The sequence below is a fragment of the Aeromonas sp. S41-2 genome (assembly GCF_027705845.1).
In the GTDB taxonomy this organism is placed as follows: Bacteria; Pseudomonadota; Gammaproteobacteria; order Enterobacterales; family Aeromonadaceae; genus Aeromonas; species Aeromonas hydrophila.
The window spans coordinates 22,395-35,815 of record NZ_JAPDCG010000002.1 but is presented as its reverse complement, the minus strand read 5'-3'; the positions used below and the strand labels follow the sequence as shown (position 1 = coordinate 35,815).

The 13,421-nt window shown below is 62.6% G+C and carries 13 protein-coding genes and 2 tRNA genes; 8 read left to right on the top strand and 7 right to left on the bottom strand.

All coding sequences use genetic code 11. The features are described from left to right. Positions 1 to 157: 157 nt before the first annotated feature. Positions 158 to 1,885, top strand: a complete 1,728-nt coding sequence (aceK, locus tag OKC44_RS04725; protein ID WP_270811365.1) for a bifunctional isocitrate dehydrogenase kinase/phosphatase — start codon at positions 158 to 160, stop codon at positions 1,883 to 1,885. A 115-nt stretch (positions 1,886 to 2,000) separates the two neighbouring features. Here the strand turns inward: aceK and OKC44_RS04720 are convergent, their stop codons facing one another. Next, positions 2,001 to 2,399: an META domain-containing protein gene (locus OKC44_RS04720; protein WP_024943684.1), complete on the bottom strand. Its 399-nt coding sequence runs from the start codon at positions 2,397 to 2,399 to the stop codon at positions 2,001 to 2,003. Between the two features lie 172 nt (positions 2,400 to 2,571). Between OKC44_RS04720 and OKC44_RS04715 the strand changes: the two genes are divergently transcribed. Continuing rightward, complete coding sequence (locus OKC44_RS04715) at positions 2,572 to 3,048, top strand: hypothetical protein (RefSeq protein ID WP_024943683.1); 477 nt, start codon at positions 2,572 to 2,574, stop codon at positions 3,046 to 3,048. Positions 3,049 to 3,053: 5 nt separating this feature from the next. Here the strand turns inward: OKC44_RS04715 and OKC44_RS04710 are convergent, their stop codons facing one another. Together OKC44_RS04710 and OKC44_RS04705 are read right to left on the bottom strand one after the other, a co-directional pair. Continuing rightward, complete coding sequence (locus OKC44_RS04710; protein ID WP_010633331.1) at positions 3,054 to 3,533, bottom strand: putative 4-hydroxy-4-methyl-2-oxoglutarate aldolase; 480 nt, start codon at positions 3,531 to 3,533, stop codon at positions 3,054 to 3,056. Positions 3,534 to 3,575: 42 nt separating this feature from the next. Next, positions 3,576 to 3,992: a DUF3293 domain-containing protein gene (locus OKC44_RS04705; RefSeq protein WP_270811362.1), complete on the bottom strand. Its 417-nt coding sequence runs from the start codon at positions 3,990 to 3,992 to the stop codon at positions 3,576 to 3,578. Between the two features lie 376 nt (positions 3,993 to 4,368). On the opposite strand from OKC44_RS04705, the gene arcA reads away from it, so the two are divergent. Then, a complete protein-coding gene (arcA, locus tag OKC44_RS04700; protein WP_011706824.1) occupies positions 4,369 to 5,088 on the top strand; it encodes a two-component system response regulator ArcA in 720 nt (239 codons plus the stop codon). A 146-nt stretch (positions 5,089 to 5,234) separates the two neighbouring features. On the opposite strand, the gene OKC44_RS04695 is transcribed toward arcA, so the two are convergent. Beyond that, positions 5,235 to 5,309 (bottom strand) — tRNA-Gly (locus tag OKC44_RS04695). 94 nt (positions 5,310 to 5,403) lie between these two features. Then, a tRNA-Gly gene (locus OKC44_RS04690) sits at positions 5,404 to 5,477 on the bottom strand. 201 nt (positions 5,478 to 5,678) lie between these two features. Between OKC44_RS04690 and cydD the strand changes: the two genes are divergently transcribed. The 4 genes from cydD to OKC44_RS04670 all read left to right on the top strand — a co-directional run bounded on the left by cydD (position 5,679) and on the right by OKC44_RS04670 (position 10,226). Beyond that, the gene (gene cydD, locus OKC44_RS04685; RefSeq protein ID WP_270811360.1) at positions 5,679 to 7,448 is read left to right on the top strand and encodes a heme ABC transporter permease/ATP-binding protein CydD; all 1,770 of its coding nucleotides are present in this window, start codon (positions 5,679 to 5,681) and stop codon (positions 7,446 to 7,448) included. Then, positions 7,441 to 9,186 carry a heme ABC transporter ATP-binding protein/permease CydC gene (gene cydC, locus OKC44_RS04680; RefSeq protein WP_270811359.1) on the top strand — a complete coding sequence of 582 codons (1,746 nt, stop codon included), beginning with the start codon at positions 7,441 to 7,443 and terminating at the stop codon, positions 9,184 to 9,186. The genes cydD and cydC overlap by 8 nt, the downstream gene beginning before the upstream one ends. A gap of 253 nt (positions 9,187 to 9,439) precedes the next feature. Beyond that, positions 9,440 to 9,811 (top strand): Rcs stress response system protein RcsF, encoded by a 372-nt coding sequence (gene rcsF / locus OKC44_RS04675; RefSeq protein WP_010633326.1) that lies wholly within the window; start codon positions 9,440 to 9,442, stop codon positions 9,809 to 9,811. 22 nt (positions 9,812 to 9,833) lie between these two features. Continuing rightward, positions 9,834 to 10,226 carry a DUF488 domain-containing protein gene (locus OKC44_RS04670; RefSeq protein WP_029304115.1) on the top strand — a complete coding sequence of 131 codons (393 nt, stop codon included), beginning with the start codon at positions 9,834 to 9,836 and terminating at the stop codon, positions 10,224 to 10,226. A 70-nt stretch (positions 10,227 to 10,296) separates the two neighbouring features. Here OKC44_RS04670 and OKC44_RS04665 read toward each other — a convergent pair whose 3' ends face one another. Then, complete coding sequence (locus tag OKC44_RS04665) at positions 10,297 to 11,277, bottom strand: NAD-dependent epimerase/dehydratase family protein (RefSeq protein ID WP_270811357.1); 981 nt, start codon at positions 11,275 to 11,277, stop codon at positions 10,297 to 10,299. A 247-nt stretch (positions 11,278 to 11,524) separates the two neighbouring features. Here OKC44_RS04665 and tsaA point away from each other — a divergent pair, with 247 nt between their 5' ends. Continuing rightward, entirely contained in the window at positions 11,525 to 12,232 is a 708-nt protein-coding gene (gene tsaA, locus OKC44_RS04660) for a tRNA (N6-threonylcarbamoyladenosine(37)-N6)-methyltransferase TrmO (protein WP_270811356.1), read from the top strand. A gap of 62 nt (positions 12,233 to 12,294) precedes the next feature. Here the strand turns inward: tsaA and OKC44_RS04655 are convergent, their stop codons facing one another. Then, positions 12,295 to 13,416: a beta-ketoacyl-ACP synthase III gene (locus OKC44_RS04655; RefSeq protein ID WP_270811355.1), complete on the bottom strand. Its 1,122-nt coding sequence runs from the start codon at positions 13,414 to 13,416 to the stop codon at positions 12,295 to 12,297. Positions 13,417 to 13,421 lie beyond the last annotated feature (5 nt).

Genomic DNA, 13,421 nt, shown 5'->3' with positions numbered 1-13,421 from the left:
AGCGGATCATCGGCAAAACAGGGGCGCAATCTACCGTTTTCACCCGAAAATTGCCACTTGAACAGACGTTTGAATGTTGCCATAGTGGCCGGGAATGTGAACAAATTGCAGCCAATCCCAGGCGCCATCGGCCCGACAGATCACAAGGAAGAGAGAGATGCAGCAGCCATTGGAACAGGCCGTCGCCGAGACGATTCTGCAACGCTTCGAGTCGTTTTACAGCCGGTTTCTCGAAATCACCCAGGGCAGCAAGAGTCGCTTCGAGAACAGCGACTGGCTCGGGGTACAGCTCGCCGGGCGCGAGCGCATTCGCCTCTACGATCACCACGTCGGCGCCACCACGGCGCTGATCAAGCAGATGATGGGGGCTACCCTGCCGAGCCAGGCCCTGCTCAAGCAGGTGAAGGGGGCGTTCAGCGATCTGTTACCCAAGTGCGAGAACTTCGAGGTGGCGGAGTCCTTCTTCAACTCCGTCTATCGCCGCATCTTCCGCCATCGCAATATTCGCGACGAGAACCTCTACATCCATCCATTTCGCAGCCGGGGGGAGCACCCCGACCTGAGCGCCCTGCTGCGCATCTATCGCACCGATCTCGCCCACCTGCCGCAGACCCTGAGCCAACTGCTGGGGGATTACAGCTTCACCCTGCCCTATGAGGACAAACAGCGGGATATTGTCGACATCCAGCGCCATCTTGCCGAGAACGGGCCGGCCATCCTGCACGATGAGCCGTTCGCCATCGAGCTGCTCAAGGAGGTGTTCTACCGCAACAAGGGGGCCTATCTGGTGGGGCTGATCCGGGTCAAGGGGCAGGTGTTTCCCTTTATCCTGCCACTGCTCAGTACCGGTCAGAGCATCTATGTGGACACCGTCATCTTCGAGCCTGAGCTGGCCTCCATCGTGTTCGGCTTCGCCCGCGCCTACTTCATGGTCTATGCCCCCGTGCCGGCGCTGTTCGTGCTGTTTCTACGCCAGATCATGCCCCACAAGCCCGATTACGAGATCTACAACGCCATCGGTTGCCAGAAGCACGGCAAGACCGAGCTCTATCGCCACTACCAGCAGCACCTGGCCCAGAGCCGGGAGCAGTTCGTCATCGCCCCCGGCATCAAGGGGATGGTGATGAGCGTGTTTACCCTCCCCTCCTATGACGTGGTGTTCAAGGTGATCAAAGACGAGTTCACGCCCCCCAAGGATGTGAGCCACGAGCAGGTGAAGGCAAAGTACCGGCTGGTAAAACAGCACGACCGGGTGGGCCGCATGGCCGATACCCAGGAGTTCACCAACTTCGAGTTTCCCCTCGATCGCATCTCGCCGGAGCTGTTGGCCGAGCTCAAGACGGTGGCCCCGTCTGCGCTGACCCTCACCGACGACAAGCTGGTGATCAAGCACCTCTACACCGAGCGCAAGATGATCCCGCTCAACCTCTATCTGGACAAGGCGGACGAGCAGCAGACCCGGCTCGCGCTGGAGGAGTATGGCAACGCCATCAAGCAGCTGGCGGCGGCCAACATCTTCCCGGGCGACATGCTGTTCAAGAACTTCGGCGTCACCCGCCACGGCCGGGTGGTGTTCTACGACTACGACGAGATCTGCTACATGACGGAGTGCAACTTCCGCCAGATCCCGCCGCCGCGCTATCCCGAGGATGAGTGGAGCGCAGAACCCTGGTACTCGGTGGCCCCCAACGACATCTTCCCCGAGGAGTTCGCCACCTTCTTGCTGCAAAAACCCCAGGTGCGCGACATCATGATGCAACTGCACAAAGAGCTGTTCGATGCCTACTACTGGAAGATGCTGCAGAGCAACATCAAGGAGGGGGTGTTCGAGGATGTCTATCCCTATCGGCGCAAGAAGCGCTTCAAATTTCAGCGGGGGGGCTAGCCCATCCGGAAGCCCAGTTGCAAAAATGAGTGCAAATAGCAAAAGGGACGCCGAGGCGTCCCTTTTGCGTTGGGCCGTCAGCTCGCGCTACGACAGCCCCTGACAAAAACGTCAGTTACTTGGCGGCAGGCATGGCGTCGAAGGTGAGCAGTGCCGCCTTGTTGGCGTCGCTCAATACCAGCTGTTGACCGCTGATCTGGAAGCTTGCCACTTTCTCCAGCTTCTGCAGATAGAGCATCTCCTTGCCGGCCAGATCGCCCATGCACATCATGCGGGTCGAACCCATGGGGCCCAGCGCCAGCACGCCGTCACCCTGCTGGGTGATGGCGCCGAAATAGCGGTTGCAGCCACCCTTGCCCGCCACCTTGTCACCGGCGACTTGCAGGGTGAAGGTGTCGCCGCTCGCCCCTTGCAGTTGCCAGGTGGAAGCTTGCAGTTGAGTCAGCTTGGAACCAGTTGCCATGGCGCAGCCTCCCAGGGCCAGTACGGCCAGCAGAGTCAGTTTTTTGTTCATGGGTTCACCTCTTGATATCAGCAAAATAGGGGAAGAAACATGGTGATGGGGGCCTGTGTATCATGAGAGCGGAGCAAATCAAAACTGTTTTATTGTGATCGGGGTTCCCTTTACTACCAGCTGGCATGTGCCATGCTTGTATTCCTGTTCCGGACCCAGGGAGGGGAAAAGAATGGTCAAATCATCCGTCATCGCACTCGTCTCATGCCTCAGCCTTACCGCCCAGGCCGCCGACTGGGATTTCCTCAAGAACGACGCCAACAGCCAGCTCTACGTCAAGAGTTACTCCGGCGTGCTGCTCGGCAATCAGACTCATCACAACGACAGCTTCGATCTCTGGCTCATCAATACCGGCTATCAGTATCCGCTGCACGATGGCGTCAGCCTCTACATGGAAGCAGGCCCGGCCATCGGCCCCAGCAGCGAGCAATCTGGCTACAACCTGAGCTCTGGGGTGCGCTATCAGCTCTCCCCCATGCTCAACATCGGCAGCCAGCTCAAACAGCTGGAAGTGAACAAACCCAGCACCCTGCTGGAGCTCAACACCAGCCTGCTGCTGACCCCGCAACTGGCCATCACTGCCAACTACGGCGTCAGCGCCTTTAGCACCGAACAATCCCTCAGCGTCGGGGTCGGCTTCAACTTCTAGCGGGATCAGATCAGCCGGGTGGCGCTCACCAGCACGCCGTTGAGATCGGCGTAGACGTAGTCACCCGGATGTATGGTCACCCCGGCAAACGACACCACGGCATCCAGCTCACCCAGCCCCCGCTTCTCGGTTTTGACCGGACAGGGCGCCAATGCCTTGACCCCCAGCGCCAGTGTCGCCAGCGTACCCACATCGCGCACGGCGCCGTAGATCACGATGCCTTCCCAGCCCTGCTCCGCCGCCTTGATCGCCAGCTGATCGCCGAGCAGGGCGCGGCGCAGGGAGCCACCGCCATCGATCACCATCACCCGCCCCTGCCCGGGCCGGTTGACCAGCTCCCGCACCAGGCTGTTGTCCTCATAACAAGAGAGAGTGACTGCCTGGCCGTGAAACAGCGCCTTGCCACCAAAATTTTGAAACAGCGGTTCCGCCACCTGCAGGGCATCGCCGTACTCGTCACAGAGATCGGGCAGTAGATCCAACATCATAAGTCTCCTTCCATGGACATGAATTCGCTCATTCTTTCATCAAGCAGAGTCCCTGACAATCCAGTGGGATTCAATTCTGCCCAGATGGTGTGGCTCCCCCGCCAGCAACACCGGCAGCAGCCAGAGCTCCCCCTGCTCCACCCAGTAGATGGCATTCTGACCAAAACGGGCTGCCAGCCGGATGGCCTCGCTGCGCGGGCAGGCCAGCAGCAGCGACGACTCCTGCCATGTTTCATCCAGAGAACTGCCCCGACAAGGCCCCATCACCTGCCAGCGAGGCACCGCCGCAATGGCCCGCCACAGGGCCCGCTGACGGCGGGTATTGCGACGCATTCCCAGCTGGCGGCTGGCAGGATTCCAGGCCGTCACAATGGCGTAGGCAGGCCATTTCGGCGCCGAAAAGGGTGCAATAAAGCAGATTTTTCTGTAGTTTTCCCACAAATTCATGTCAACCACATGTTACATTCCATTACATTTTATAGGGGCGAAAATGGGGGCAACCCCAAGTATCATGCTGTGAACTCAGGGTTTGACCTATATCAAACCAGAGTTAAAAAGTTGCTATCTGACGGCAAAGAGTGTTGTTATGCGCCTGTTAACTGATAAAATGCAGCCACTTTTGTAATGGACTACCTTTCCAGGCTTCTCTCGATCAGACTTATTGAGAGCCTATGTGTGGCACAGGGATGTTTGCCAACGCTGATGCCAAATTCGCGATAATCCGACCTGACATTCATACCCAGGATGACGTAATAAATTTTCAGGACCGGTCGGGTAACGCCAAAGAGTGTTAAAATTTAGATAACTAACTGATAAGAATCTGGGAATACTCATGCAAACACCACACATTCTGATCGTCGAAGACGAACTGGTCACTCGCAATACCCTGAAAAGCATCTTCGAGGCAGAGGGCTATATCGTGCTCGAAGCCAACAATGGCGACGAGATGCATCAGGCTCTGACTTCCCACACCATCAATCTGGTGATCATGGACATCAACCTGCCGGGCAAGAATGGCCTGCTGCTGGCACGCGAGCTGCGTGAGGACGACAACATCGCCCTGATGTTCCTGACCGGTCGTGACAACGAAGTGGACAAGATCCTGGGTCTGGAGATCGGTGCCGACGATTACATCACCAAGCCGTTCAACCCCCGTGAGCTGACCATCCGTGCCCGCAACCTGCTGAGCCGTACCATGAACGTGGCCGCCGGTGGCGAAGAGAAGAAGCTGGTGGAGCGTTACCTGTTCAACGGCTGGGCACTGGACATCAACAGCCGCGCCCTGGTCAGCCCGGCTGGCGACATGTTCAAGCTGCCGCGCTCCGAATTCCGCGCCATGCTGCACTTCTGCGAAAACCCGGGCCAGATCCAGACCCGTGCCGAGCTGCTCAAGAAGATGACCGGCCGTGAGCTCAAGCCCCACGACCGTACCGTGGATGTCACCATCCGCCGCATCCGCAAGCACTTCGAGAGCGTCAACGACACCCCCGAGATCATCGCCACCATCCACGGCGAAGGCTATCGCTTCTGCGGCGAGCTGGAGCAGGAGTAATCCTCCCTCCTCCCGAGTTGAAAAGGCGCCGATGGCGCCTTTTCCATTTCTGCGCCTTTCAGGGTGGCCGAGCTGGCACTACCGCCGGCATCAAAAAACAGACAACAAAAAGCCCACTCGCAGGAGTGGGCTTGTTGCATGAAGGCTGGAGCGGGCAGCGGGAATCGAACCCGCATCATCAGCTTGGAAGGCTGAGGTAATAGCCATTATACGATGCCCGCCTGGCATCAAAACTTGCTTGGTGTGATGGGGAAACCCCACGACAGACAGCCGTTTCGGCTGAGGTGACAACGGCCTTGACCGTTATCTGGAATTTGGAGCGGGTGATGGGAATCGAACCCACGTATGCAGCTTGGGAAGCTACCGTTCTACCATTGAACTACACCCGCGTCAGGGCCTCTACTATATGCATTTTGCCGCCGAGCGCAATCACCTCGATACGGTTTTTTACCGTAAATCAATCTGTTCGACCAACTAATGAGCAGCGCGCCGCTTTTTCAATCAACCGTTTTCACAAGCCGGAATTTACAAGGTTGCCAAGCCTGGGGGGCGAGGATAGTCTTGCGCCACTCGACGCGAGGATGGTGGTAATGGATAAAAAAACGCAAAAACGACTCTATGGCTGGTTGCGCAATCAATCGAGCCACGGCCGGCGCTGGATCGGCCTCTCCATCGGCTTTGGCCTGGGTCAGGGCATCCTGATGGTAGCGCAGGCCTGGCTGCTGGCCACCCTGCTGCACGGCTTCATCATCGAAGGCACCACGCCGGCGCAATCCATTCCCCTCTTCATCGCCCTGCTGCTGGTCACCCTCGGCAAGGCGGTGCTGGCCTATGGCCGTGAAGTAGCCAGCTTCAAGGCCGGCAGCGCGGTGCGCCAGGCCATCCGCGAGCTGGTGCTCACCCGCCTCGGCCGGTTGGGACCGGCCTACATCCAGCGTCGACCGGCCGGCAGCTGGGCCAGCCTGCTGCTGGAGCAGATTGAAAACATGCAGGATTTCTTCTCCCGCTACCTGCCGCAGATGGCGATTGCCGTGTTCATTCCGGTGGTGATCCTGGTGGCCGTGTTCCCGGTCAACTGGGCCGCCGGCCTGATCCTGCTGGGCACGGCGCCCCTCATTCCCCTCTTCATGATCCTGGTGGGGGTCGGCGCCGCCGATGCCAACCGCCGCAACTTCCAGGCGCTGGCCCGTCTCTCCGGCCACTTCCTCGATCGCTTGAAGGGGCTGCGCACTTTGCAGCTGTTCATGCGCACCCAGGCGGAAGGGGATGCCATTCGCGCTGCGTCGGAAGATTTTCGCGAACGCACCATGGAGGTACTGCGCCTTGCCTTCCTCAGCACCGCCGTGCTGGAGTTCTTCGCCGCCCTCTCGGTAGCGCTGGTGGCCGTCTACTTCGGTTTCTCCTATATCGATCACCTGAACTTCGGCCACTATGGCACCAAAGTTACTCTCTTTACCGGCCTGTTCGTGCTGTTTCTGGCTCCCGAGTTCTATGCCCCGCTGCGGGAACTGGGCGCCCACTACCACGCCAAGGCGCAGGCCATCGGCGCCGCCGAACAGCTGCTGGAGTTTCTCGAAGCCGAGGTGACGGAACCCGCCTCAGGCCATGCGTCCTTCCATGCCGACGCTCCCATCAAGGTAGAAGCCAAAGGTCTTGAAGTGCTGAGCGCCGATGGCAAGGTGCTGGTCGGCCCCATCGACTTCACCCTGGAAGCGGGTTCACGCACCGCCCTCATCGGCATCAGCGGCGCCGGCAAGAGCTCGCTGGTCAATGCCCTGCTCGGCTTTGCCCCCTATCGCGGCGAGCTCAAGGTCAACGGCCAGGAGCTGGCCAGCCTCGACATGAGCCAGTGGCGCCGCCAGCTGGGCTGGCTCTCCCAGAACCCGCAGCTGTTCCACGCCTCGCTGCGCGACAACCTGTTGCTTGCCAACCCCTCCGCCAGCGACAACGAACTGGAGGAGGCCCTGAAACGGGCTCAGGCCTGGGAGTTCGCCATGGAGAAGGGGCTCGACTATGCGGTGGGGGATCAGGCCGGCGGCCTCTCGGTCGGCCAGGCCCAGCGCCTCGCCCTGGCCCGTACCCTGCTCAAGTCCACCCAGCTGATGGTGCTGGACGAGCCCACCGCCAGCCTGGATCGCCACTCCGAGCGGGCCATCATGACCACGCTCGAACAGGCCGCTGCAGGCCAGACCCTGCTGATGATCACTCACCGCATCGACCAGCTCACCAAGATGGACCAGATCCTGGTACTAGAGCGTGGCAAGCTGGTGGAACAGGGCAGCTTCCAGCAACTGAGTAGCGCGCAGGGGCCGTTCGCCCGCCTGCTCTCCCAACGTAACGAGGGTTCTCTCGATGACTGATCTCTTGCCGTTTCTGCGCCTCTATCGCCAGCACTGGCTGAGCCTCTCCCTCGGCCTGCTGCTGGCCCTGGTGACCCTGGTCGCCGGGATGGGACTGCTGTCGCTCTCCGGCTGGTTCCTCTCCGCCGCCGCCGTGGCGGGGATGGCGGTCGCTAGCCGCGACACCTTCAACTACATGACGCCGGCTGGCGGGGTACGCTTCTTCTCCATCATCCGCACCGCCGGCCGCTGGGGTGAGCGGGTGGTGAGCCACGACGCCACCTTCCGGGTGCTAACCCGGTTGCGGGTCTGGTTCTGGCAAAAGCTCTCGCCGCTCTCCACCGGTGCCCTGGCGGGCTTTCGCCAAGCGGACCTGCTCAACCGGCTGGTGGCCGACATCGACGCCATGGACCACGTCTACCTGCGGCTGGTCACCCCCATCGGTGCGGCCCTGCTCAGTACCGCCGGCCTGGTGTTCTTCCTCTCGCTGTTCGATGCCGATCTGGCCCTGATTCTGGGCGCCATCCTGCTGTTCGGCATGCTGGCCCTGCCGCTGGTGTTCTACTTCCTCGGCCGCCAGCCCGGTCGCCAGCTGATCGCCGAGAAATCCAACCTGCGTACCCGTCTGGTGGACTATCTGGACGGTCAGGCCGAGCTGCAGATGTTTGCCGCCGCCCCCCGGGCGCGCGACGAGCTGCAGCAGGCCGAGCAGGCGCTGATCCAGGCCCAGGCCCGCATGGCCCGGGTGAGCGGGCTGGCCAACTGCTCGGTGCAACTGCTGAGCGGCTGGACCCTCACCCTGATGCTGTGGCTGGCCGGTCACGGGGTGGCAGGCGCCGCGCCGGATCCCATCACGGCGCTGATGGTGTTCGCCACCCTGGCAAGCTTCGAGGCGCTGATGCCGCTGGCCGGTGCCTTCCAGCACCTCTCCACCAGCCTCACCTCGGCCCGCCGCCTCAACGAGATCCTGCAGGAGGCCAAGGCCCCCGAGTGGGGCCACGAAGAGCGCCACGCGCCGCAGGGGGCGCTGCAGATTAGCGACCTCTATTTCAGCTACCCAGGCAACCCGCAGCCGGTGCTGCGCGGCTGTACCCTGCAGTTGCAGGCCGGTGAAAAGCTGGCGCTGCTGGGCCAGACCGGCTGCGGCAAATCGACCCTGATGGGACTGCTGACCCGCGAATGGAATCCGCAGGCCGGCAAGATCCTGCTCGATGGCAAGCCGCTCACCGACTACAGCGAAGGGGCGCTGCGCGCCTCCCTCTCGGTGGTGAGCCAGCGGGTGCATCTGTTTGCCGATACCCTGCGCGGCAACCTCAAGCTGGCCGCCCCCTATGCCAGTGACGAGCAGCTGGTGCAGGTGCTGACCCAGGTTGGCCTTGCCAACCTGCTGGAAGATGACAACGGCCACAGCGACAGCGGGCTCGATGCCTGGCTGGGGGATGGCGGCCGGCCGCTCTCCGGTGGCGAGCGCCGCCGCATCGGCATCGCTCGTGCCCTGCTGCACGACGCGCCGCTCTGGCTGCTGGATGAGCCGACCGAGGGGCTAGACAGCCAGACCGAGCGGGAGATCATGGATCTGCTGTTCAAGCTGGGGGCGGATCGCACCCTGCTGCTCATCTCCCACCGTTTGCTGGGGTTGGAACAGATGGACCGGATCGCCCTGATGGAAGAGGGGCAGATCCGCCTCTGCGCCCCCCATCAGACGCTGCTGGCGGATGACTACTACCGCAGCCTGCATCAGCGGCTGGCGCCGGCCTGATGACCAACGAGAGAGGGGCGCCCGCTGCGCCCCTCTCTCATGACACCAGGCCAGTCATCTTTGCCGGCAGCGTGAAGCTGCACGGGCAACACACGGCCAGATCCTGGTCACACCCCGCCCATACGGCTAAAAATGGGGCTGGTCGACACCGTCGACTGGCCCCTATAATGGCCCCTTCGTTATTCCACAAGATGCCGACATGGAGCGCCTGCGACTTGCTACTGTCCTCATCACCGACACAAGATACGAGACGATGAAACGCCTGATCCTGATGATGCCCCTGATTGCCTCCGGCTGCGCCGACTTTGCCTTCAACAGTAATCTGGACAAAGAGAACTTCGACGAGTACTTCAAGCCGGGCAGCGTTCAGATCTATGAACAGGGCCAGCTGGCCGATCTCAACTACCTCTATCTCGGCACCGTCGAAGGGGAGTCCTGCCAGAGCGATGCCAAGCAGCCGATCCCCAACGCCGGCGAGGCCCGTACCCTGGCCCGCCGCCGCGTGGCCGACATGGGCGGCAACGGCGTCACCTTCGACAAGTGCGCCGAATTCAGCGACACCCCGGGCTGCCTGAAGCAGGTGATCTGCTACGGCCAGGCGCTGAAAGTCGCCACCGAGAAATAAGCGTCAACGGTAAGGAGCCTGCATGGCACTGGCCATCGTTCGCCTCGGCACGCCCCGCCTGCCCGACGAGGGACTGCGGATCGGCACCGTGCGCCGCCCGCCCCGCGGCGTGCCGAAAACCGAGTTTGCCAGCCAGGATTGGTACGACGTCTGGTTCCCCAATCTCGCCCCCAGCAACGACACCATGAAGCTGGGCCAGGCTGCCGAGACGCCCGCCCAGTGGAGCGCCTTCTGCAAACAGTACAAGGCCGAGCTGGCAACCCCGGCCGCCAGGCACGATATGGCGCTGCTGGCCGCCCTCTCCCACACCACCAACCTGTCGGTGGGCTGTTACTGCGAGCAGGAGTCCCGCTGTCATCGCGCCATCTTGCGCGAGCTGCTGACCGCCGCCGGCGCCGCCATGCGCACCGAGTAGCTACGCTCACGCCGAAAAGAAAAGGGCATCTCTCGATGCCCTTTTGCTTTGCTGCCGCACTTGCTGGCCGCTAGCGGACAAGCTGACGCAGCCGCGTCTCCTGCTCTGCCGTGATGCCGGCGGCCACCACGGCGTCCGGCGCGCCGGCCAGCCACTCGGCCACATCCGCCACCGTCTCCTCCAGCGGCCGAAAATTGAGGCCCTGCACGATGGCCGCCTCGGCGCTGATGCGGCCATAACCGGCATACTCGGGCTGCTCATTGGGCAACAGGGTCGGATAGCTCTGCCAGGGCTCCACCCCGGCGGCCAGCAGTGCGGGCCAAGGTGCCCATTCGGGCACGATCGGGGTAGCAGGTGCCAGCCTGGCGGCCAGGCGATCCACCCAGTCGTTCAGCGCGATACCGGGCTTGAGCAGATTGAAGATGCCGCTCAATTGCTGCTCGGCGGCCCGCAACACGAACTCGGCGCAGTCACGCACGTCCAGATATTGCAGATGGTCTTCCCCCTGTCCCGGCAGCAGCCAGGGGCCGCCCTGCTGCACCCGCTTCACCCACCAGGCCAGCCGACCGGTGGGATCATGGGGGCCGCACAAGACACCTGGGCGCAAGATGCAAAGCCGCTCGCCCCAACGGGCCCGATACGTGGCCTCGCACAGCACCTTGAGGGGGCCGTAATCCTCCGGCATCTCCCCCTCGGCAATCGCGTGTAGCGGCGCCGACTCGTCCTGCCCGGGCTGGGCGAAGTCGCGATAGACGCTGATGGTGGAGATGAAGATCAACCGCTCGCAGCGCCCGAGCAGGGCGGCCGACAGGCCCGCCGCCTGTTCGGGGCGATAGCAGCAGGTGTCGATGGCCAGATCCCAGCTTCCCTGATAGCGATGCAGCGGGGTCAGGTCCTGATCCCGGTCCCCCTGCAGCTGGGTGAGTTCGCGCCAGTCCGGGTGCTGGCGTCGGCCGCGATTGAACAAGGTCACCTCGTGGCCCCAGTCCAGCGCCAGCGCAGTGAGATGGCGCCCCAGAAATCCGGTGCCGCCGATGATCAGCAGTTTCATCCCTGTCTCTCCTGTGCGGCGCGGCCCCTCTCCTGCGGTCACGCCGGTTGTAGCGAGCCGCCCTGCTGGCGGACGCGCCTTTCACTCATCCTGCGCCCACCCTACGCAACTTGGCGGCGCGATACAGCCCCGAAGCGGCCGGGATGGGAGCGGGATCACGGCAAGCAGGCAGCCACCGGCCGGCGGGCAAGCCTGCGTTTTAAGGGCCGCTGTGCTACATTGCCGGGGTTTTCAGTCAGGATCCGCCATGAAGTTCGAAATCGACACCCTGGGTATCATCCGCTCTCCCTACAAGGAGAAGTTCGCCATCCCGCGCCAGCCCGGTCTGGTCAAATCGGCCCGCGCCCGCCTCGAGCTGTTGCCCCCCTACGATCAGCCGGACATGCTGCGCGGCATCGAGCAGTTCTCCCACCTCTGGCTCAGCTTCGTGTTTCACCAGACCATGGCGCAGGGCTGGCACCCGACGGTGCGCCCACCGCGCCTGGGCGGCAACGAGCGGGTCGGGGTGTTTGCCACCCGATCTACCTTTCGTCCCAACCCGCTCGGCCTCTCGGTGGTCGAGCTGCACGGGGTCGGCCGTGAGCGCGGCAAACTCTGGCTCGAACTGGGGGCGGTGGACCTGCTCGATGGCACCCCCATCGTCGACATCAAGCCCTATATCCCCTATGCCGACAGCCTGCCGGATGCCCGCGGCGGTTTCGCCCCCGATGCGCCCACCCCGCCGCTGGCGGTGAGCTTCAGCCCCGAGGCGGAGCAGCAGCTGCAACCCTGGCTCAAGGCCCACCCCGAGCTGCGCCTGCTGGTGAGCGAGGTGCTGGCCCAGGATCCCCGCCCCGCCTACAAGAAGGGCAAGCCGGATGACAAGGAGTACGGCGTCAGGCTGTTTGACTGCAACGTGCGCTTTCGCATCAGCGAGCCCAGTTGCCTGGTGCTCGCCATCGAACCGGCCCAGTGAGCCAGCCATAAAAAAACCACCCGCCCGGGTGGTTTTTTGTTGCTTGCCGCTGCTCGCCCCCCTTACAAACGGGTGAGTAACAGACTGCCGATGGAGTAACCGGCGCCGAACGAGCAGAGTACGCCGCGCGCCCCGGCGGGAAGGTCGCCGTTGTGAAGGTGGAACGCAATGATGGAGCCAGCCGAGCTGGTGTTGCCATAGCTGTCGAGAATGACCGGCGCCTCCTGCTGGCTGGCGTCGTGGCCGAGCAGCTTGCGGCCGATGAACTGGTTCATGGTGAGGTTGGCCTGATGGAGCCAGAGCCGGCTCAGGGAATCTGCTGCCCAGCCCTGCTCATCGAGCTGGCCGGCAATCTGGTCGCACACCAGCGGCAGCACCTCCTTGAACACCTTGCGCCCCTGCTGGCGAAACAGCTTGTCATCGCCGTAGCGGGTGCGCGGGCTGAGCCGGTTCAGGAAGCCGAAGTTGTTGCGGATGTTGTTGGAGTACTGGGTCACCAGCTTGCTGGCCACCAGTTGCCAGGGGTTGGCCACCTTGCAATCGGCCTCCCGCTCCAGCAGCACGGCGGTACAGGCGTCGCCGAAGATAAAGTGGCTGTCTCTGTCCCTGAAATTGAGGTGCCCCGAGCAGATCTCCGGATTGACCACCAGCGCCAGTTTGGCGCTGCCGGCCGCCAGCATGTCTGCGGCGGTCTTGATGCCGAAGGTGGCGGAGGAGCAGGCCACGTTCATGTCAAACGCCATGCCACCCGCCCCCAGATAGTGCTGCAGCTCGATGGAGAGGGCTGGATAGGGGCGCGGCATGTTGGAGGCGGCGACGATGACCAGATCGATCTCGCCGGGCTCACGACCGGCGGCGATCAGCGCCTGCTCGGCGGCGGCCACCGCCATCTCCACCATGATGGAGGGCTTGTCATCGGGTCGCTCGGGCAGCAGCGGCTGCATGATGTCGGGATCCAGCACCCCCTCCTTGCTCACCAGATAACGACTCTTGATGCCGGAGGCCTTCTCGATGAACTCGCTGCTTGAGTGCTGCTTGGCGGACAGCTGGCCGGCGTCGATGGCGGAGGCGTTCTCCTCGTTGTAGAGATCCACGTACTGGTTGAAGGCGGCCACCAGCGCTTCATTGCTGACGGCAAAGGGAGGGGTATAGAGGCCTGAGCCACTGATCACGATAGAGGTCATCTTTG

Excerpts from the sequence above, each read along its gene's own strand:
- OKC44_RS04715 (WP_024943683.1), top strand. The coding sequence starts at position 2,572 with ATGGTCAAATCATCCGTCATCGCACTCGTCTCATGCCTCAGCCTTACC.
- OKC44_RS04720 (WP_024943684.1), bottom strand. The coding sequence starts at position 2,399 with ATGAACAAAAAACTGACTCTGCTGGCCGTACTGGCCCTGGGAGGCTGC.
- OKC44_RS04670 (WP_029304115.1), top strand. The coding sequence starts at position 9,834 with ATGGCACTGGCCATCGTTCGCCTCGGCACGCCCCGCCTGCCCGACGAG.
- rcsF (WP_010633326.1), top strand. The coding sequence starts at position 9,440 with ATGAAACGCCTGATCCTGATGATGCCCCTGATTGCCTCCGGCTGCGCC.
- tsaA (WP_270811356.1), top strand. The coding sequence starts at position 11,525 with ATGAAGTTCGAAATCGACACCCTGGGTATCATCCGCTCTCCCTACAAG.
- aceK (WP_270811365.1), top strand. The coding sequence starts at position 158 with ATGCAGCAGCCATTGGAACAGGCCGTCGCCGAGACGATTCTGCAACGC.
- OKC44_RS04710 (WP_010633331.1), bottom strand. The coding sequence starts at position 3,533 with ATGTTGGATCTACTGCCCGATCTCTGTGACGAGTACGGCGATGCCCTG.
- arcA (WP_011706824.1), top strand. The coding sequence starts at position 4,369 with ATGCAAACACCACACATTCTGATCGTCGAAGACGAACTGGTCACTCGC.
- cydC (WP_270811359.1), top strand. The coding sequence starts at position 7,441 with ATGACTGATCTCTTGCCGTTTCTGCGCCTCTATCGCCAGCACTGGCTG.
- OKC44_RS04665 (WP_270811357.1), bottom strand. The coding sequence starts at position 11,277 with ATGAAACTGCTGATCATCGGCGGCACCGGATTTCTGGGGCGCCATCTC.
- OKC44_RS04655 (WP_270811355.1), bottom strand. The coding sequence starts at position 13,416 with ATGACCTCTATCGTGATCAGTGGCTCAGGCCTCTATACCCCTCCCTTT.
- cydD (WP_270811360.1), top strand. The coding sequence starts at position 5,679 with ATGGATAAAAAAACGCAAAAACGACTCTATGGCTGGTTGCGCAATCAA.